The sequence below is a fragment of the Paenibacillus sp. FSL R5-0914 genome (assembly GCF_038004525.1).
Classification (GTDB): domain Bacteria; phylum Bacillota; class Bacilli; order Paenibacillales; family Paenibacillaceae; genus Paenibacillus_AQ.
In genome coordinates this window covers 540999-559759 of the sequence record NZ_JBBORH010000003.1, presented here as the reverse complement: position 1 = coordinate 559759, position 18761 = coordinate 540999, and the positions used below count along the sequence as shown (strand labels likewise).

Annotated in this window: 20 protein-coding genes; 6 read left to right on the top strand and 14 right to left on the bottom strand. The window is 44.0% G+C overall.

The features are described from left to right. Positions 1 to 96 precede the first annotated feature (96 nt). The 3 genes from ilvC to ilvB all read right to left on the bottom strand — a co-directional run bounded on the left by ilvC (position 97) and on the right by ilvB (position 3496). Positions 97 to 1089: a ketol-acid reductoisomerase gene (gene ilvC / locus MKX60_RS25905; protein ID WP_036679485.1), complete on the bottom strand. Its 993-nt coding sequence runs from the start codon at positions 1087 to 1089 to the stop codon at positions 97 to 99. A 179-nt stretch (positions 1090 to 1268) separates the two neighbouring features. Continuing rightward, positions 1269 to 1757 (bottom strand): acetolactate synthase small subunit, encoded by a 489-nt coding sequence (gene ilvN, locus MKX60_RS25900; RefSeq protein ID WP_170880323.1) that lies wholly within the window; start codon positions 1755 to 1757, stop codon positions 1269 to 1271. After that, positions 1754 to 3496 carry a biosynthetic-type acetolactate synthase large subunit gene (ilvB, locus tag MKX60_RS25895; protein ID WP_042125091.1) on the bottom strand — a complete coding sequence of 581 codons (1743 nt, stop codon included), beginning with the start codon at positions 3494 to 3496 and terminating at the stop codon, positions 1754 to 1756. The genes ilvN and ilvB overlap by 4 nt, the downstream gene beginning before the upstream one ends. A gap of 590 nt (positions 3497 to 4086) precedes the next feature. Here ilvB and MKX60_RS25890 point away from each other — a divergent pair. Next, positions 4087 to 4533 carry a GNAT family N-acetyltransferase gene (locus MKX60_RS25890; protein WP_042125089.1) on the top strand — a complete coding sequence of 149 codons (447 nt, stop codon included), beginning with the start codon at positions 4087 to 4089 and terminating at the stop codon, positions 4531 to 4533. A gap of 22 nt (positions 4534 to 4555) precedes the next feature. Here MKX60_RS25890 and MKX60_RS25885 read toward each other — a convergent pair whose 3' ends face one another. The 5 genes from MKX60_RS25885 to MKX60_RS25865 form a co-directional block, all read right to left on the bottom strand. Continuing rightward, positions 4556 to 4903: a hypothetical protein gene (locus MKX60_RS25885; protein WP_341061383.1), complete on the bottom strand. Its 348-nt coding sequence runs from the start codon at positions 4901 to 4903 to the stop codon at positions 4556 to 4558. Positions 4904 to 5103: 200 nt separating this feature from the next. Then, positions 5104 to 6060 (bottom strand): ABC transporter permease, encoded by a 957-nt coding sequence (locus MKX60_RS25880; RefSeq protein WP_042125085.1) that lies wholly within the window; start codon positions 6058 to 6060, stop codon positions 5104 to 5106. After that, complete coding sequence (locus tag MKX60_RS25875; protein WP_042125082.1) at positions 6061 to 7134, bottom strand: ABC transporter permease; 1074 nt, start codon at positions 7132 to 7134, stop codon at positions 6061 to 6063. Further along, positions 7127 to 8665, bottom strand: a complete 1539-nt coding sequence (locus tag MKX60_RS25870) for an ABC transporter ATP-binding protein (protein ID WP_042125080.1) — start codon at positions 8663 to 8665, stop codon at positions 7127 to 7129. Before MKX60_RS25870 ends, MKX60_RS25875 begins: the two co-directional genes overlap by 8 nt. 179 nt (positions 8666 to 8844) lie before the next feature. Next, positions 8845 to 9900: a BMP family lipoprotein gene (locus tag MKX60_RS25865; RefSeq protein ID WP_042185713.1), complete on the bottom strand. Its 1056-nt coding sequence runs from the start codon at positions 9898 to 9900 to the stop codon at positions 8845 to 8847. 307 nt (positions 9901 to 10207) lie between these two features. Between MKX60_RS25865 and MKX60_RS25860 the strand changes: the two genes are divergently transcribed. Beyond that, the gene (locus tag MKX60_RS25860; RefSeq protein WP_042185711.1) at positions 10208 to 10750 is read left to right on the top strand and encodes an acyl-CoA thioesterase; all 543 of its coding nucleotides are present in this window, start codon (positions 10208 to 10210) and stop codon (positions 10748 to 10750) included. A gap of 140 nt (positions 10751 to 10890) precedes the next feature. On the opposite strand, the gene rplT is transcribed toward MKX60_RS25860, so the two are convergent. From rplT to MKX60_RS25840, 4 genes are all read right to left on the bottom strand, one after another. After that, complete coding sequence (gene rplT / locus MKX60_RS25855; RefSeq protein ID WP_042125073.1) at positions 10891 to 11250, bottom strand: 50S ribosomal protein L20; 360 nt, start codon at positions 11248 to 11250, stop codon at positions 10891 to 10893. A 31-nt stretch (positions 11251 to 11281) separates the two neighbouring features. Further along, positions 11282 to 11482, bottom strand: a complete 201-nt coding sequence (gene rpmI / locus MKX60_RS25850) for a 50S ribosomal protein L35 (RefSeq protein WP_036679507.1) — start codon at positions 11480 to 11482, stop codon at positions 11282 to 11284. 60 nt (positions 11483 to 11542) lie between these two features. Continuing rightward, the gene (gene infC, locus MKX60_RS25845; RefSeq protein WP_036679510.1) at positions 11543 to 12040 is read right to left on the bottom strand and encodes a translation initiation factor IF-3; all 498 of its coding nucleotides are present in this window, start codon (positions 12038 to 12040) and stop codon (positions 11543 to 11545) included. Positions 12041 to 12319: 279 nt separating this feature from the next. Further along, on the bottom strand, positions 12320 to 13558 hold the full coding sequence (locus tag MKX60_RS25840) for a glycosyltransferase family 2 protein (protein WP_042185708.1): 1239 nt from the start codon (positions 13556 to 13558) through the stop codon (positions 12320 to 12322). Between the two features lie 404 nt (positions 13559 to 13962). Between MKX60_RS25840 and MKX60_RS25835 the strand changes: the two genes are divergently transcribed. Next, positions 13963 to 14490: a phosphatase PAP2 family protein gene (locus tag MKX60_RS25835; RefSeq protein ID WP_042185706.1), complete on the top strand. Its 528-nt coding sequence runs from the start codon at positions 13963 to 13965 to the stop codon at positions 14488 to 14490. Between the two features lie 49 nt (positions 14491 to 14539). After that, on the top strand, positions 14540 to 15655 hold the full coding sequence (locus MKX60_RS25830) for an MGDG synthase family glycosyltransferase (RefSeq protein ID WP_081382712.1): 1116 nt from the start codon (positions 14540 to 14542) through the stop codon (positions 15653 to 15655). Between the two features lie 84 nt (positions 15656 to 15739). Here the strand turns inward: MKX60_RS25830 and trmB are convergent, their stop codons facing one another. Together trmB and MKX60_RS25820 are read right to left on the bottom strand one after the other, a co-directional pair. Beyond that, positions 15740 to 16456, bottom strand: coding sequence for a tRNA (guanosine(46)-N7)-methyltransferase TrmB (trmB, locus tag MKX60_RS25825; RefSeq protein WP_036679523.1), 717 nt, complete (start codon positions 16454 to 16456; stop codon positions 15740 to 15742). Between the two features lie 196 nt (positions 16457 to 16652). Further along, positions 16653 to 16838, bottom strand: coding sequence for a hypothetical protein (locus MKX60_RS25820; RefSeq protein ID WP_042125061.1), 186 nt, complete (start codon positions 16836 to 16838; stop codon positions 16653 to 16655). A 323-nt stretch (positions 16839 to 17161) separates the two neighbouring features. On the opposite strand from MKX60_RS25820, the gene MKX60_RS25815 reads away from it, so the two are divergent. Then, the gene (locus MKX60_RS25815) at positions 17162 to 18118 is read left to right on the top strand and encodes a TIGR01212 family radical SAM protein (protein ID WP_076298239.1); all 957 of its coding nucleotides are present in this window, start codon (positions 17162 to 17164) and stop codon (positions 18116 to 18118) included. Then, complete coding sequence (locus MKX60_RS25810; RefSeq protein WP_076298240.1) at positions 18118 to 18726, top strand: class I SAM-dependent methyltransferase; 609 nt, start codon at positions 18118 to 18120, stop codon at positions 18724 to 18726. Before MKX60_RS25815 ends, MKX60_RS25810 begins: the two co-directional genes overlap by 1 nt. Positions 18727 to 18761: the final 35 nt, after the last annotated feature.

Sequence of the window (18761 nt, the reverse complement as noted above, 5' to 3'; positions counted from 1 at the left end):
CACCTCCCAAAAATTGTGCTGAAACTCTCAAATGCGGCTCGCAAAGTCACGGCCGCATTTGAAGGTAATACTATTTAATCATAAGTATGATTATGATTATTTCTTAATCCAGTGCATCATTTCACGCAATTGGCTACCTACAACTTCTACTGGGTGAGCAGCTTCGTTGCGGCGAGTAGCGGTAAGGAAAGCACGTCCGGATTGGTTCTCAAGGATAAAGTCACGAGCGAATTTACCTTCTTGAATATCTGTCAGAACAGCTTTCATTGCTTTTTTAGTATCTTCAGTTACAATGCGTGGTCCAGTTACATAGTCACCGTATTCCGCAGTGTTACTGATGGAATCGCGCATGCTGGACAATCCGCCTTCGTATACCATGTCAACGATCAGTTTCAATTCGTGCAGACATTCGAAGTAAGCCATTTCAGGAGCATAGCCTGCTTCTGTCAAAGTTTCGAATCCAGCTTTGATCAGTGCGGATACACCACCACAAAGTACTGCTTGTTCGCCGAACAAGTCGGTTTCGGTTTCTTCGCGGAAAGAAGTTTCGATAACTCCTGCACGTGTACAACCAATACCTTTTGCATAAGCAAGACCGATTTCTTTCGCTTTACCTGTTGCATCTTGTTCGATTGCAATCAAGCCAGGAACGCCGAAGCCTTCAACATAAGTACGACGAACCATGTGACCTGGAGATTTTGGTGCTACGAGCAGCACGTCCGCATCTTTAGGAGCAACGATTTGTCCAAAGTGTACGTTAAATCCGTGGGAGAACATCAAAGCTGCGCCTTTTTTGAGGTTTGGTTCCACTTCATTTTTATATACGGATGCTTGAGTTTCATCTGGCATTAAGATTTGCACAACATCTGCACGGGATACTGCTTCAGCTACTGGCAATACTTCAAAACCGTCATTTTTCGCAGTTTCAAAAGATTTACCTTCACGAAGACCGATGACAACTTGAAGACCACTGTCACGTAGGTTTTGTGCTTGGGCATGTCCTTGGCTACCGTACCCGATTACCGCAATTGTCTTTCCTTTTAATACACTAAGTTCTGCATCCTGTTCATAGTACGTTGTAACTGCCATTGTCAATATCCTCCTTTAATTTGAGACCCATCATAAAGAGCGGGTGCTTCAAGAGAACTGGATTCGTCGATTAGATCAAGCTGCTCCTCAAGCTCCCGCTCTTTAGCGGGAATGTCATTCATATCATATCAGATTAATGCAATCAAGCAGTAATCCGTTAAAGTCGCAAAATAAACTATTTAAGAGTTGCCACGTACCATAGCCGTAACACCTGTGCGAGACAGCTCTCTGATTCCATAAGGCTTCAATAGCTCGATCATCGCGTCAATCTTCTGTGTCTCCCCAACTACCTGCACCAGTATAGTGGTGCTGCCGATATCGACAACTGAAGCACGGAAAGTCTCAACTACACCCAAAATTTCCGGACGCTCACTTGGATCAGCATTCACTTTAATCAGAGCCAGCTCGCGTGCAACCATTGGCTTAGCTCCAAGATCAACAACTTTGATAACATCAATTAGCTTATAGAGCTGCTTCTCGATTTGTTCAAGGGTATGCTGGTCGCCAAGAGTAACGATAACCATCCGGGATAATCCAACCTCTTCGGACTGGCCGACTGTAATACTCTCAATATTAAATCCACGGCGACCGAACAAGCCTGACACCCGCTGAAGCACACCTGGCTGGTCATTTACGAGTACAGAAATCGTATGTCTTGTCACTGTTATTCATCCCCCATCAGCATATGATCGATGGTTGAACCTTGAGTTACCATCGGGTAGACATTCTCGTCTTTTGGAACAACGAATTCTACCAATACTGGACCCGGTGTTTCCAGAGCTTTCTGCCATGCATCACGTGCTTCTTCCTTATTCGTCGCCCGTAGACCTTTTACACCATAGGCCTCAGCCAGCTTAACGAAATCCGGACTACCTGCAAGGTCTGTATAGCTATAACGTTTGTCATAGATAAGATTCTGCCATTGGCGAACCATTCCAAGCACTTGATTATTAATAACAACGATTTTGACAGGTATATTGTTAATCGCACAAATCGCCAGCTCTTGGGAACACATTTGCATACCGCCATCCCCGTTAATCGATACTACCAACCGTTCAGGATGTGCCATTTGCGCACCGATAGCTGATGGGAATCCGAAGCCCATCGTTCCAAGACCACCTGAAGTAATCCATGAACGCGGATGATTGAACTTGTAATATTGTGCTGCCCACATCTGATGCTGGCCAACGTCCGTAGTAACAATCGCTTCACCATTAGTGGTGTCATTAATCATTTCAATAACCCATTGTGGTTTAAGCTCTGTCTCCGAATCTTTATACCGAAGTGGCTGATCAAGCTTCGACTGCGCGATATGCGTTCTCCAAGCATCAGCCTTAGATGCACGGCCAACCTCAGGAATCAGCATTTCCAGTACAGTTTTTACATCTCCAACGATCGGAATATCAGGCGATACATTTTTTCCGATTTCTGCAGGATCGATATCGATATGCACGATCTTGGCTTTTGGCGCGAAGCCGTCCAGCCTACCCGTAACACGGTCATCGAAGCGGGCACCGATATTAATGAGCAAATCACATTGCTGAATCGCATTGTTTGCGGTATATGTGCCATGCATACCTGGCATTCCCATCCAAAGCTCTTCAGCACTTGGGAAGGCTCCAAGTCCCAGCAAGGTTGTAGTTATTGGAATCTCTGTCCGTTTCACGAATTCGAACATAGCCTCATGTGCTCCAGAGTAGATAACTCCACCACCTGCAATGATAATCGGACGTTCAGCAACCTCAATCGCACGAACCAGTTTATCAAGCTGCAGTTTGTTTGGAACTGTACAAGGGTTGTAGCCACGAAGATTTACGGTCTTCACTGGTGTGAACAACGTCTTTGCTGCCGACACATCTTTCGGTATATCGATCAATACTGGACCTTTACGACCGGTATTCGCCACATGGAAAGCTTCATGTATTACGCGAGGGAGATCCTCAACATCTCTTACAAAGTAGCTGTGCTTAGTGATTGGCATCGTGATTCCAGTAATGTCTGCTTCCTGGAAAGCATCTGTACCGATCAGGCTTGAGAAAACGTTACCTGTGATTACGACCAATGGAGTGGAGTCCATATATGCTGTAGCAATACCTGTTACAAGGTTTGTTGCGCCAGGACCCGAGGTTGCGATACACACCCCTGGTTTGCCACTTGCTCTAGCGTAACCGTCAGCTGCATGAATCGCTCCTTGCTCATGACGTGTTAACACGTGATTGAAATCCGTAAAACCGTACAATGCATCATAAATGTACAATACAGCTCCACCTGGATATCCGAATACTGTGTCTACACCCTCCAATACAAGGCTGCGGAGTAGTATTTCCGAACCGGTAATAACTTCCGGCTCCATCCATTTTTCTTTTAGCTGCTCTGTAGACCGTAATTCCGGTATTTGCGCGCTCATCAGTATTCCTCCTCCGATATTTAACATTCATTATGCAAATGACGGACCGTCCTCTATACATCAGCAAATAGTTATTTATAAAACAAAAAAACCTTCCGCCTCCCACGCACAGTATTAGCGCGTGAGGGACGAAAGGTTGATCTTCCGTGGTACCACCCATGTTTGCATTACATCTCGCGATGCAACGCCTTATCAGGTATACAAAAATCCATCGATGTAGGCAAGGGCCCTAATCTCTGTAACCTGAAGTCCGTAACGCGGACTAAACGATTCCCCCTAATAATTCCACCACTCTAGCCAGTGGACCTTTCAGGGAAACAGCTCCGAGGTGAGCTCGTATATAAGGGATTTCGGTGGAGGTTGCAGCAAATCCTCACACTCTCTGAGCAAAAGAGCCCTTAAAACTTCGTCCTCATCATTGCCGATACATGTATGTTCGTTAAAATGTTTAGACACATTATATGATTCCTATCACGGATAGTCAATACCCTTATTTTTAAAATCGTCACAACTCCTGCTTCTACCCTCTCGGAACGCCTGCCCCTCTCCCAACATATGATGTACGACAATGCGTGGAAAGGGGACGCTCTATGATTCGTTATCGTCGACCGAAGCAGGATGACGTTGTTATTTTTGATTTAATCGAGCGACAGCTCGTTCCATTATCTCATCTGCCGCAAACTGAAATCACTAAAATCAAAAAGGATTTACCCCGTCGTCTAGGACACGGAATCACACTTGTCACCTGTCCCGACTATGAAAGCGATCCAAACGGGTTTGTCCATTTCTTGCTGCATGGTGATTTACTCTACATCGATATGCTAGCCATTGCACCAGATGCTCGGCGAAAACACTTGGGAAATATGCTTATGGATCGGGCAGAAAGATTTGCACTTTCTCGCGGTTGTCATCGTTCTAAGGTATCTGTCGATCTAGGGAATGCAGCAGCGCTAGCCTTTTATCGAAAATTGGGCTACAGCGTAGCCCGTTATCAATCGCTAAGTTTTTGTTACGAGCTTGAGAAACGATTCTCCTAGCCAAAGCAGCACTTATCGGAACTCAAAAGAATCCAAAAGGTGAATATGGTGTGCCTCCGTACCCATAACCTCCATAAGGAGTTCCGTAACCGCCACCATAAGGTGTAGCTCCACCATAGCCTCCTCCATAGCCACCGCCATAACCTCCACCATAAGCATAAGGGGCAGTACCAATGGCGAGCAAATCAAACAACACTAATGGAATGATTGCTTTAGTTTGTACTTTTTTACCACTTACACGTTGTAAAATAAGACGATTTCCTGATACACGAAGCAGCTTTCCTGTAACCTGTGTGCCATCTTTTTTCACAGCGATGATCTGTTTACCTATGAGCCTCATAACCTGCTTTTTCGTAACTGGCTTAGTCATAATATCCCCTCCAAAAAGTTTTGCATGCCTCTGATTCCCACCATCTTCAAAACAGTTTATTCGCACAAAAGTACCTTCGCCTGTACACTTGCCCTTACCTCTTAATGTTTATCCATATCGATCCTAACAAAAAAAGCCGTATCTCCGGAAAAGTCCGGAAATACGGCTTGATAATGATATAAGCAAAAAATCGAAAAGATCTAGCGTTTACCAGGATCGTAAGGCTGACCTAATGCCTTAGGAGCAGCGGAACGACCTACAGCACCTACCAATACAATGATCGTTAATACGTAAGGAATCATAAAGATGAACTCTTGTGGTATGTCCTTTGACCATTCAAACAATTGTACGTAGTTACGGATCGCTTGAGAGAATCCGAAGAATACAGCAGCGCCAAAGGCACCAAGCGGATTCCACTTACCAAAGATCATCGCTGCAATAGCGATAAAACCTTGACCTGAAATCGTATTATGCCCAAAGGTTCCGGTTGTAGTTAGAGTGATTGTAGCACCACCGATACCAGCCAGCAATCCACTCAGCATTACGCCGATATATCTCATCCGCTTCACCTTGACCCCTAAGGTGTCTGCAGCACTAGGATGTTCACCTACTGCGCGTAAACGCAGTCCAAATGGCGTTTTAAACAAAACGAAATAAATAACAATAACCAGCACAATGGCCAGATAAGTGGTCGGATAGGAATTAAATATCCCTTCACCGATCACTGGGATTTTGGAGAGTCCAGGAATTGAAACCTTGTTAAACCCATCGATTAGTGGAGTTTCAGCAGATCCATCAAACAGCAGCTTTACCATGTAGAGCGTACTGCCTGCGGCTAAAAAGTTAATAACCGTACCACTGATCGTCTGATCCGATTTAAAGGTAATAGCTGCAACTGCATGAATTAGTGAACCAATTACCCCGACGGCCATAGCACATAGTACGCCAATCCAAGGAGCCCATTCACCCATCCCAGCATCTTGAGCATAATAACCGCCCACTGCTGCGGCAAAAGCACCAAACATCATCAAACCTTCAAGTCCAATATTTACGACACCGGAGCGTTCAGAGAAGATGCCGCCAAGTGAGGCAAAAATAAGCGCTGTGGAAAAAACAAGCGTTGTATTAAGCAGTTGACCTAACGTCTGCAGATCCATCTATAACACCTTCTCTTTCTTGCGCTTGAAGTAAAAGGGCTTAAGCACCCAGCGCACAATCCCTTGTGCCGCAATAAAGAATATGATTGAACCTATAACGATACGAATAAGCTCTGGAGGAACATCTGCAGCAAAACTCATTCCTGCAGAACCATAAGTCAACGTACCATAGAGAATCGCAGCAAGAACAACACCAAGTGGATGTGTTAAACCAAGTAGAGCCACTGCGATACCATCAAAACCATATCCTGGTGATGCCGCGAACACAGATTGATAATGGAATACACCCAGTACCTCCCCTGCTCCGGCCAACCCTGCAAATACTCCACTTATGAACATTGCTTTTACAACGTTACGGCCAACATTCATACCTGCGTACTCGGCAGCATGAGGATTGTAACCAACAGCACGCATTTCATATCCTTGCTTAGTCTTCCATAAGTAGACATAGAAGAATACTGCTGCGGCAAGGGCAATAGCTGTTCCCCAGTGCAGACGTGCATTGTCAAATAACGAATTCAAGAACGTCATAGAAAGTGAAGCTGGAATATCCTCGGAACGATTCTGTCCCGGGAGTAAAAGAAATGCTCTTACAATATAATTCGACAAGTACAGAGCAACCCAGTTTAACATGATCGTGGTAATAACTTCATTAATCCCACGTTTGGCCTTCAAGTAGCCGGCGATACCAGCCCACAGACCTCCACATAACCCTGCTATAATAACAGCAAGCGGAACCAATATGAATCCTGGCAAGGCTGCAAATTTAATGCCCACCACGGTCGCAGCTGTCATACCAATCATCACTTGTCCGTCTGCCCCAATATTAAACATCCCTGAACGGAATGCAAAGGCTACGGCTAAACCAGTGAGCATTAATGGCGTCATTTCGCGCACGGCTTCACCAAAGTTGTACAAGTTACCAAATACACGTGAGAACAGTGCGGAGTAAGCAGTTATCGGATCATAACCACCCATAAGCATAACTATTGCTCCCACAAGAAAACCAAGTACGATGGCGACAAGAGGAACGATATAGCTGTCAGTTGTGAAGATTTTTTTGAACTTATTCAACTGCCTTACCTCCCCGCTTCAAGCTGCCTGCCATCATAAGACCCAGTTCCTGGTCATTCGTATCCTGCGGGAACACTTCACCGACAATTTTGCCTTCATAGATAACAGCAATTCTGTCTGATACATTCATAATCTCGTCCAATTCAAACGAAATGAGCAATACAGCTTTTCCTTGGTCACGCTGTGCGATAAGCTGCTTTTGAACAAACTCGATAGCCCCAACATCTAGACCGCGTGTTGGTTGTGCTGCAATAAGTAATGTCGGATCTTTATCTATTTCCCGAGCAATAATCGCTTTCTGTTGATTTCCGCCGGATAGAGAACGTGCTTTGGTCTGAATTGAAGGTGTACGCACATCAAATTGCTCCACAAGACCTTCAGCATATTTATCAATGACATCATTTTGCATAAAGCCATTTTTGTTATATGGACTCTTATAGTAAGTTTCCAGAACCATGTTCTCACTTACTGAGAAATCAAGCACCAAACCATGCTTATGACGGTCCTCTGGAATATGAGACACATTCATCTCCGTAATCTTACGCGGGGATAAATTAGCTATTTCGTTCCCGGACACCTGAATAGAACCAGAATCAATTTTACGCAGACCTGTAATGGCCTGAATCAGTTCACTCTGTCCATTGCCATCTACACCAGCTATTCCGAGAATTTCTCCGGCTTTCACATCAAAGCTAAGACCGTCCAGCACCGAGACACCGTCTTTACTCTTGCTGTTCACATCCTTCAGCTCGAGTACAGTTTTGCCAACCTCAGGAGCCTTCTTATCTACCTTGAAGGTTACGCCACGTCCAACCATCTTCTCAGCTAGTTCATTCGGATTAGTCTCTGCGGTATTTACGGTATCGATTACTTTTCCACGTCTAATAATGGTGACCCGATCAGATATTTGCATAATTTCTTTTAGCTTATGCGTAATCAGGATAATAGATTTTCCCTCTGCAACAAGCCGCTTCATAATCGCCATCAATTCCGTAATTTCTTGAGGCGTAAGTACTGCAGTCGGCTCATCAAATATGAGAATATCCGCTCCGCGGTACAGGGTCTTCATAATTTCTACCCTTTGCTGCATACCTACAGAAATGTCATGAATAACGGCATTTGGATTCACTTGCAGGCCATATTGCTCCGATAGCTTCCGAACCTGTTCCGCAGCGGATTTATAGTCAATTTTAAGACCTTTCTTCGGCTCCATCCCAAGAACAATATTCTCGGTAACCGTAAAAGGTTCCACGAGCTTGAAATGCTGATGCACCATACCAATACCAAGCTCAATCGCTTTATTGGGATTATCAATTATAACCGGTTTCCCGTCGATTTCAATACTACCTTCGTCCGGTTGATACAATCCAAACACGATATTCATTAGGGTTGATTTACCTGCACCATTCTCACCGAGCAATGCAAGAATCTCACCCTTTTTTAAGGTCAAGCTAATGGAATCGTTAGCAACAATACCAGGAAATCGTTTTGTGATTTGCTTCAACTCTACGACAGGAGCCGCAGCACTCATGGAATCACCCTCATCACAGAATATATAACTACCATGCAGACACGGATGTACCGCCCTTTTCAAGACGGTATAACTGTGTCCAACTTATCATAACCAGTGCTTTAACAAGGAATAAGGCCAGCACATAACCGGCCTTATTCTTTGTTGCTTATTGTAATCCGACAAATAAAAGGGAGATCTTACTCGGTAGGAACTGTAATTGTTCCATCAATAATTTGTTTTTTGTAATCTTCTACTTTAGCCAAGATCTCTTCAGAAACGTTAACTTTAGATGTATCAGAGATACCTACACCATTGTCTTTCAAACCAAGAACAGTTGTAGTACCACCTTTGAAAGTACCATCGATTACTTCTTTGGAAACCTTCTTCACAGCTTCGTCAACGCGTTTGATCATGGAAGTCAAAGTTACGTCCGTACCAAATTCAATGGATTGGTCTTTGTCTACACCGATAACCCAAACTTTTGCACCGCCAGCTTTGTTACGGGATTTAGCTTCGTTAAATACGCCATTTCCTGTTGCACCAGCAGCAGGGAAGATGATGTCATTACCATCGTTATATAATGTAGCGGCAAGAGATTTACCAGTATCTGGCTTGTCATATGCACCTGCATAAGTAATTGTAACTTTAGCGTCAGGCTTAACTGCTAATACACCAGCTTTAAAGCCTACTTCAAAACGTTTGATTACTGGGCTTTCCATACCGCCGATAAAAGCTACCTTGTTAGTTTTTGTAGTCAAACCAGCAACCACACCAACCAAGAAGGAACCTTCGTTCTCAGAGAAAGTAACGGATGCTACGTTAGGAGCATCTACAACGCTATCGATAATTGCCAAGTTAGCATTTGCGTTCTCACCAGCAACCTTTTTAATTGCGTCGCCAAGATCAAAACCAATACCCCAAGTCAAGTTGTAGCCATCTTTAACGAATTGGTTAAGGTTTGGCTCATAGTCAGCGTTTGATTTACTTTGCAAATATTTAACGGAAGAACCTGTTTCTTTTTCAAGAGCTTGTAATGCTTCCCATGCGGATTGGTTAAACGATTTATCGTTTACGCCTCCGATGTCAGTAACCATACCAAATTTGAAATCAGATTTTGCGGCATTTGTTCCGCCATTTGTTCCTGCATTAGTCTCGCCATTTGCAGCATTTTTAGCGTTGTTGTTTCCGCAACCAGCCAATACTACTGTGAATGCCAGCAACATTACAAGAGATAGCTTGAAAACTTTTTTCATTGAATGTGATCCCCCTTAAAATATTGGATGTCATCTGTGTTCTACTTGGACATTCCATAGATCAAATTATAACTGCAATAAAATCTAAAATCCAGTCCATAAATGACCTCAGGTCAATAAATATTTGTACTTTTTCGTAAGTAACCGCTTTCCATGACACGACATGTTATCATCATGTCTGAATGATGTTAGAAAACCTTATTTTACTTTGTATAGTATTCCAACACATTACAAATATTATTGCACACTTATGTGTTTTCTATTATTATGATTGCTTAGTATTTGCACTGAAAGGAAGTTATCAGATATGACCGATGAAAAAAATCCACAAACGATGCCGGCTTTTAAATATTGCCGTGAATCCCGTGTCTTCAAAACCGGACGCGTTTTCCCTAATGATGTTAATAATCACAAAACATTGTTTGGCGGTAAGCTTATGAGCGGCATTGATGAAGTAGCCTCCATCTCAGCTATGCGCCATTGCCGTGCTAATGTCGTTACAGCCTCTACAGACTCTGTTGACTTCTTGAGGCCCATCCGACCTACAGACTCCGTATGTTTCGAATCCTTCGTTTCTTGGACCGGACGTACAAGCATAGAGGTATTTGTAAAGATCATTTCAGAAAACTTATATACGGGTGAGCGCGCCGTCGCTGCCACTTCATTCCTTACCTTTGTTGCAGTTGGGGAGGATGGCACTCCCACTCCAGTTCCTGCCATAATCCCAGAGACCGATGAAGAGAAACTGATCAGCGAATCAGCTAATGAACGTTCTGAGCTACGTAAAGTAAGAAGAACCATCAGTAAAAAGCTCGCTGCCGAGCTCAATACTGTGAAGTACTGGGAATAACTCTGCTTAATGCAGAGTTTTTTTTCTCGTTTTTTTACGGCAGAGAAATCATTTCCTCATTCTATATACTTCATACCACACAAAAAAGCACCGCTGCATGGGCAACACGCAGGCGGTGCTTTTCGATTATATTACAACACTTACGCGTTGATTTTCTCTTTGGCAATACCAGCCAAGGAGTTGAATGCGTTAAGATCATTTACAGCCAGATCAGCCAGCATCTTACGGTTAACTTCTACACCAGCCAATTTCAGGCCGTATACAAGCTTGCTGTAAGAAAGACCGTTCAAACGAGCTGCTGCATTAATACGAACGATCCACAGTCTGCGGAAGTTACGTTTAGTTTGACGACGGTCGCGGTAAGCGTAAACCATCGATTTCATTACTTGTTCTTTAGCTGTTTTAAAAATGCGGTGTTTAGAACCGAAATAACCTTTTGCCAATTTCAATACTTTTTTATGTCTACGACGAACTACAAATCCGCCCTTAACTCTTGCCATATTAATAAACCTCCCAAAAATGTGTGATAAACTATTTCAAGTTAGCCAATCCTTGTTTCAAACGTCTTACATCCCCAGGGGCCATTACTGGATTACCGTTCAGAACGCGCTTAGCGCGTTTAGATTTGTGGGACAGCAAGTGGTTTTTGTGAGCTTTGTAACGTGTTACTTTACCAGTTCCGGTAATTTTGAAGCGGCCTTTCAGGCTGCTATGTGTTTTCATCTTAGGCATGGTGTTTCCTCCTTGAATATTATGCGGCGCCAAATTGCATGTAAGCAAGTGACTCCAGATTTATTGGGCTTTAGGAGCCAAGATCATAATCATGCTGCGACCTTCCAGCTTAGGCTGGCGCTCAACAACAGATATATCAGCCACTTCGTTCTTAACACGCTCGAGGATTTTCTGGCCGATATTCGCATGTGTAATCTCACGTCCGCGGAAACGAACGGAGCACTTTACTTTATCGCCTTCACCCAAGAACTTGATCACATTGCGGAACTTGGTTTGATAATCATGTTCCTCAATGTTAGCACGGAACCAGACTTCCTTGATATCAACGACCTTCTGGTTCTTACGGGCTTCCTTCTCTTTCTTCTGCGTTTCATAACGGAACTTGCCGTAATCCATGATGCGGCATACCGGCGGCTTAGCCTGTGGTGCTACATTGACTAAATCTAGATTAAGATCGATCGCCATTTGCAACGCTTCGCGGATCGGTTTAATTCCGATTTGTTCACCTTCCGCACCAACCAACCGTACCTCTTTGGCCCGAATTTCATCATTGATCATATGTTCCTTACTGATAACTCTCCACCTCCGGATCTTTTTAACAACTATACTGCCTTACTCCATAAAAAAGGGGTGCCGGTAACACCCGACACCCCGTGTTTGATCAACGTTCATGAACATTAACATTCATAAAGCATTGAGATCAAAACCAGCCGGCGAATATGCCAGTCAGGTGAGAAGCAGGTGCTTCTTCTTGCAATCCCTATGATTTGCGTACTTGAATACTATACACCACTCCAAACGGAGTGTCAATTCTTTTATTCAATATTCTTAAATATCTTATACCTGCTTGCTTTGCACTTCTTCAAGTCTTACGACACGCGTATGCTTGGTATGGCTCCATTGCTTGTTGTTCTGCGTAAAGAACGCATAGAACGTAATTGGATACCAAGAGATCAGGTAAATTGGGAAGAACACCAGATAAGCGTACACCTTCTTGAATTTAACCTTCTCCAAAGCCATCGCAATCCCAAAGGTCACCAGATTCAAACCGATCGCAAGGAAACCGAGCCAGACTGGCAAGCTGCCGTAAATATTAGCAATATTCGGTCCGTTAAAGAGGGCCATATCCACCCACATTACCGCCGTCATCAAGAAGGTGAGCAAAACAATGTACACATTTGCTCCGTAAAGCGCAAGGTCAAACTTCGTTAGGCTACGTTCTTTAATACTTTGCCAAAGTAATGGAAAAAAATAACGACGAGCTACAGTAAAGTGTCCTTGCATCCAGCGCAGACGCTGTCTTGAAGAGGCCTTGAAAGTTAGAGGCTTCTCATCAAATACCTTTGCGTCATAGTTGAACTTAGGATATACACCATGAGATGCACTGCGCATCGTAAACTCCAGATCCTCAACCAAGCTTGTAGCTCCCCAGCCCATCTCTTTAAGGAGATTGGTCTCGAAACACATTCCTGTTCCGCCAAGGAAGTTCGCCATATTCAAATTATGGCGTGAAAGTTGCCACAAACGGTTAATATACCAATACGACACACCATACGCTGCAGTAATCCAGGAATCTTCTGGATTCTTGGTGTCAATATAACCTTGAATAACACGTGCTCCTGAACAAAGATCATTATTCATCTCCATTAGGAATTCAGTATGTGCCAGATTATCGGCATCAAACATTACAACTGCGTCATATTGACGCTGCATGCCCCAAAGCTCCTTGAGCATCCATTCAATGGCATAACCTTTACCACGTAGATTCGGGTTAGTACGGACACAAGCGTTCATTCCGTGCTCTCTAACGATGCGAGCAGTGCCATCTGTACAATTGTCACAAATTACAAATACGTCAAACAGTTCTGAAGGATAGTTAAGCTGCTTCAGGTTCTCCATTAACGCGCCGACGACTTCTTCCTCGTTATGTGCAGCAACAAGTACTGCAAATGTTTTTTCTGGCTTATACTTTGTCTTTGTCTTTTTCTTGTGCAGACCAAATAACGAAAAGGTAAACTGATATACTGCGATTGCTGCCAAGATCACTTGGAGCGTAACAAACAGTGCGTCTGTCATGACCTTTTGATGCCCCCTTTTTTTCACTCTCGGTGTTCTTTTTTTTCTCTCTAGCTTGCTTGACGTTCCTTCTGACCCTTTTGTTGCATCCCTTAACAATAGACCAAGAGTATTCTTATTCTAGGCAGACTTCACAATTTTTATATGTGTTGTTTAAAAGAATTGTATGGATTCCATTTATTTGGATCCTTATTTATCTCTTACCCTTTTAAACATGTTTAGTCCGCTTGAATCATTGTACGGCGTTAGCGGCTCTAAGTCAAAACTAGCAAATTTCTAGCAAAACTGAGCTTTTCCTTGAAATGGACTACCTTTAAAAAGTATGATTAAGACAGATCTAATGCTAAAGAACGGACTGCTCATAAGCACCTGTTATCGGTAGCCGACTGGCGGAGGGACAAGATATGAGACATTTATTCATGAAGCTACATCTCTGGGAGCGGCACCTTTTTAAGTGGATCAACGGACGAATGCATAATCGTTTTCTGAACTTTTGGCTCTTCTATCTCACTCATTTGGGTGGAGCTACAAGCACAATTGTTATCAACATACTGATATGGGCATTTGCTCCTCAGCCTTGGAGAACCGCTAGCCTGCAAGCAATGACGGCTCTAGCTGTTAGCCATTTGCCCGTTGCTGTCGCTAAAAAACTGTATCCACGCATGCGGCCTTATCTGGCGTTACCGGATACGAACACATTTCGTAATCCATTAAAGGATCATTCTTTTCCTTCTGGTCATACTACAGCTATCTTTGCTTCAACGGTCCCATATATGGTAGCATTTCCTGCCTTGACCGTTATTCTGCTGCCGCTGGCCTGTATTGTCGGGTTTTCACGCATTTATCTGGGATTACATTATCCATCTGATGTCTTTGCAGGCTTAGTGATCGGAACCAGTGTTGCAGCGGGCACTATAGCCTTATGGATCTGAAGTATATATGGTTAAACCGGGAAAACCTTTGAGAATAGGTGAATCAAAATTGCAAAAAAAAAGAATTTTAATACTCTCAGAAGGCTTTGGAGCAGGACATACTCAAGCAGCTTATGCGCTGTCGAGCAGTCTGCGCCAACTGTCACCTAATTTACAAACGAAGGTGCTAGAACTTGGGAATTTCCTTAATCCCAAAATGGCACCCATTATTCTGTCTGCTTACCGTAAGACGGTAACGACTCAGCCAAAGCTGATGGGGTATGTCTACCGTCACCAGAAATCATTTAATCGTCTTACCACGCTTGCCCTGCATCGTATATTTTATACGCATACCAAAAATGTTGTTATGCAGTTGAAACCTGACGTTATTGTCTGCACACACTTCATTCCGGGTGCTGTAGTATCTCGTCTTAAGAGAGTGGATCCTACCCTAAAGATGCCACTCGTAACTGTTATAACGGATTATGACGCACATGCCAGTTGGATCAGTCCAGAGGTAGACCGTTATCTGGTATCAACACCAGAGGTTAAATCCAAATTGCGTATGCGAAACATTCCTTCTGCGAAAATTCAGGTTACAGGGATACCCGTACATCCTAACTTTTGGCAGCATCCTGGAAAGCAGGAGATTCGACAGCAATTCAATCTCAAGGATATGCCAACGGTACTAGTCATGGGCGGCGGCTGGGGGATCATGAACGATCAGGTTGTAAATGCCTGTCTGGCGGAATGGCGAGAGAAGATTCAGATTGTTTTCTGTCTCGGCAAGAATGAAGAGCTGCTTCAGGAAATGAAAGAAGACTCACGTTATAATCATCCTAATATATCCTTGATCGGCTTTACGCGTGAGATTGACAAGCTGATGGAGGTGTCCGATCTGCTCGTCACGAAGCCGGGTGGAATGACCTGCAGTGAAGGGCTTGCTAAAGGAATACCGATGCTGTTCTATAACCCTCTGCCCGGGCAGGAGGAGGAGAATTGCCGCTATTTTACCGCAGCAGGTTTCGGAGAGCCGATAGAGTCTTTAGACGTAGTCGTAATGTGGATGGAACGTCTATTAAACAACTACGAGGATGTGCAGAATAAGCGAAAACTTCATCTTGAGGAAATCGCCCGTTACCACCCATTGCAATGTGCTCAGAGCATTATCGAATTATTGGAATAGTTAATTTAAAAGCGGCAGCCTCCAAACCACTTGGAGGCTGCCGCTTTATTATTGAAGCACATCTTTTGGAGTAGTGCTTTGTAACTACAACCGATATTTGTCCAAACGGGTAGCTTGATACTGCTTGAGCGCTTCCGCACCTACAATGGCCTCACAACGATGGATATTCACGCCACGTCCGACAAATTTCGTCTCGTATTCCGTCATAATATGATCCTCATTTATGATGCCGTCCGCATGTAGGTCTAACGAGATATTTTTCATCTGTAGACCAAAGTCCGCAAATGCATTTAATGAGAATTCAAATAGGCTTCGAGAATCTGTTTTCAAATGAATTTCACCTAAGTCGCTTAGCAGCCCCCGATATTTGTCAAGAAAACGCGGGTGTGTCAAACGACGACGAGCATGCTTACTCTTTGGCCACGGATCACTGAAGTTAAGATAAATTCGTTCCAGCTCTCCTGGAGCAAATACTTCCTCTGCATAATCAATATTGGCGAGTGCCAATTTCAGGTTGGGCGGCGTCTCATGACCTGCCGGCTCCCATACTGCTCTAGCCTTATCTCCAGCACGGCGGATCAGCTCATCATACATATCAACGCCGATAAAATTAATATCGGGATATTTGAAGCTCATTTGGCTGATAAACTGTCCCTTGCCCATTCCGAACTCCACATGGATCGGATGATCATTCCCGAACAGCTTGGACCACTCACCTTTATAACTCCGAGGGTCAAGAATGACTAGATCGGTCTGTTCTTCCAAACTTTCACGTATTCCTTTTCTTCCGCGTAAACGCATAGGTATTCCTCCGATTATCTCTTATACGATAACTGTCACTTGCAATATTGTGCCGAAATTGTCCCGAAAAGTAAAGGGATTGAGGTAAAAAAGAAAAAGGAATTCTCTGGCTCAGCTCTTAAATGAGCTATCCAGGGGAATTCCTTCGTTGTGTATATTTGGAATTAAGGCTCATTCTTGTCCGGTAGATTAGGATCTACTTTGTGTTTGAGCTGGTGGCAAATGTCTTTTTTTCGAATGCGCTGCGAATTTTACGCTGTGCATCTGTCTTGATCTTAGGGTTGCCGTTAAATTCCACACCTGTTAGTGCAAGGGCTTCATCTGGCGTTAAGTGGACTTCAATCGAATCTTTACCCTCAGCATATACCGTTTGAGAATTCATTGCTATCACCTCACGGTTATTATTATGGATCGGACGACACGAAATTATGAACTCCTGGCTGAATTTCTTTAAGCCACAGCAGCATTTCACACTCTGAATATAACATACTATGTAAGCATTTTCAAGTTGAAAGCGCCTTACTTTCGGCCTATTTTTCATGCCAGTACCGGGAGTGAATGTTACGCCGAGCTCTGTTTTTTGATACAATGTATTGGATTATAAGAAACGGCTGTGTGTTCTTTTATAAAGGATGCCATCCGTCTCAGAAAAATATAAGGATAAGGATACTTATCTATGTTTATATTTTCAGAAAGGAGCTCCTCGTGTCTAATCTTCAATACACTACTCCTCCGCAGCTTTGGGGAGATAAACGTTTTCATACCTGGAATTACGAAATGCGTGAACATTTGAACACCAAGGTATTCAAAGTTATGCTTGATGCAGGCTTTACCTGTCCCAACCGTGACGGTTCCATCGCTAAAGGTGGTTGTACTTTTTGCAGTGCCAGAGGTTCTGGTGATTTTGCGGGAAGTCGCCGAGATGATCTCGTCACCCAATTTAATAATATCCGTGACAAGCAGCATCTAAAATGGCCAAACGCTAAATACATTGGATATTTTCAGGCCTATACGAATACGTACGCTCCGGTCGAAGAGCTTAGAGAATATTTCGAAGTGATTTTACAGCAGCCAGGTGTCGTTGGACTATCTATTGCTACACGGCCTGACTGTTTGCCGGATGATGTTGTCGAATATTTGGCCGAGCTAAACGAGCGCACGTATCTGTGGGTAGAGATGGGTCTCCAGACTATACACGACTCCACCTCTGAGCTAATTAACCGGGCTCACGATAGCCAGTGTTATGTAGATGCTGTTGAGAAGTTGCGGCGTCATGGCATTCGTGTCTGCACCCATATCATTCACGGTCTCCCACAGGAGACGCATGAAATGATGCTTGAAACGGTATCTGCTGTGGCTCGCATGGATGTGCAAGGAATTAAGATTCACCTTCTGCATCTCATGCGTAAAACACCCATGGTGAAGCAATACGAAGCTGGATTGCTACGATTCATGGAACAGGACGAGTATGTGAAGCTCATTGCCGATTCACTCGAAATTTTGCCCCCTGAAATGATTGTACATCGCTTGACTGGAGACGCTCCTCGGGATATCTTAATCGGACCGATATGGAGCCTCAAGAAATGGGAAGTGCTAAATGCCATTGACGATGAGCTAGTTGCTCGTGATACTTGGCAGGGTAAGTATTGGAGGAAGAGCTAATGGGCTTTATGTCCGTTTTAAGCTTTGCTCATAAATTAATCTCTGAGCGGTTAACTTTAGGTGATCGTGCGATTGATGCCACTGTAGGTACTGGTGCTGATACGCTTTTTCTAGCCAAAGCAACCGGAACTCGCGGTGAAGTCTACGGCTTTGACATTCAAGCTACAGCGCTGAGGCTGGCTGAAGAGCGCCTGCGGCTTGCAAGAGAGGAAGCTCCCTCGCTCGCCACCGTCACCTTGCTGGAACGTAGTCACGCCGAAATGGCTGAAGCTGTTCCAGCGAACTGGCATGGCACCGTTGGAGCTGTAATGTTCAATCTAGGCTACTTGCCTTCAGGAGATGCCGACAAGAACATCATTACTCAGCCGGACAGCTCCATTGCAGCCTTGGAAGCTTCTCTCCAGTTACTGCGTCCAGGTGGGATCATTACGGCAGTTCTTTATCCCGGCCATGCAGGCGGAGATAAAGAAGCCGCTGCCGTTGAATCTTGGGCAGCAGCTGTTTCCCAAAAGGTAGCACAAAGCATTGTTTATCGTCAGCTGCAGCGCACGGATTCACCTTATATGATTGCGCTCGAAAAGAAAAAGGAATCCCCTCTTAAACTGTAAGCATCAAACTATTTTATATTTGGGAAGGAAGATGT

Excerpts from the sequence above, each read along its gene's own strand:
- ilvC (WP_036679485.1), bottom strand. The coding sequence starts at position 1,089 with ATGGCAGTTACAACGTACTATGAACAGGATGCAGAACTTAGTGTATTA.
- ilvB (WP_042125091.1), bottom strand. The coding sequence starts at position 3,496 with ATGAGCGCGCAAATACCGGAATTACGGTCTACAGAGCAGCTAAAAGAA.
- MKX60_RS25890 (WP_042125089.1), top strand. The coding sequence starts at position 4,087 with ATGATTCGTTATCGTCGACCGAAGCAGGATGACGTTGTTATTTTTGAT.
- MKX60_RS25885 (WP_341061383.1), bottom strand. The coding sequence starts at position 4,903 with ATGACTAAGCCAGTTACGAAAAAGCAGGTTATGAGGCTCATAGGTAAA.
- MKX60_RS25880 (WP_042125085.1), bottom strand. The coding sequence starts at position 6,060 with ATGGATCTGCAGACGTTAGGTCAACTGCTTAATACAACGCTTGTTTTT.
- MKX60_RS25870 (WP_042125080.1), bottom strand. The coding sequence starts at position 8,665 with ATGAGTGCTGCGGCTCCTGTCGTAGAGTTGAAGCAAATCACAAAACGA.
- MKX60_RS25865 (WP_042185713.1), bottom strand. The coding sequence starts at position 9,900 with ATGAAAAAAGTTTTCAAGCTATCTCTTGTAATGTTGCTGGCATTCACA.
- MKX60_RS25860 (WP_042185711.1), top strand. The coding sequence starts at position 10,208 with ATGACCGATGAAAAAAATCCACAAACGATGCCGGCTTTTAAATATTGC.
- rplT (WP_042125073.1), bottom strand. The coding sequence starts at position 11,250 with ATGGCAAGAGTTAAGGGCGGATTTGTAGTTCGTCGTAGACATAAAAAA.
- rpmI (WP_036679507.1), bottom strand. The coding sequence starts at position 11,482 with ATGCCTAAGATGAAAACACATAGCAGCCTGAAAGGCCGCTTCAAAATT.
- infC (WP_036679510.1), bottom strand. The coding sequence starts at position 12,040 with ATGATCAATGATGAAATTCGGGCCAAAGAGGTACGGTTGGTTGGTGCG.
- MKX60_RS25840 (WP_042185708.1), bottom strand. The coding sequence starts at position 13,558 with ATGACAGACGCACTGTTTGTTACGCTCCAAGTGATCTTGGCAGCAATC.
- MKX60_RS25835 (WP_042185706.1), top strand. The coding sequence starts at position 13,963 with ATGAGACATTTATTCATGAAGCTACATCTCTGGGAGCGGCACCTTTTT.
- trmB (WP_036679523.1), bottom strand. The coding sequence starts at position 16,456 with ATGCGTTTACGCGGAAGAAAAGGAATACGTGAAAGTTTGGAAGAACAG.
- MKX60_RS25820 (WP_042125061.1), bottom strand. The coding sequence starts at position 16,838 with ATGAATTCTCAAACGGTATATGCTGAGGGTAAAGATTCGATTGAAGTC.
- MKX60_RS25810 (WP_076298240.1), top strand. The coding sequence starts at position 18,118 with ATGGGCTTTATGTCCGTTTTAAGCTTTGCTCATAAATTAATCTCTGAG.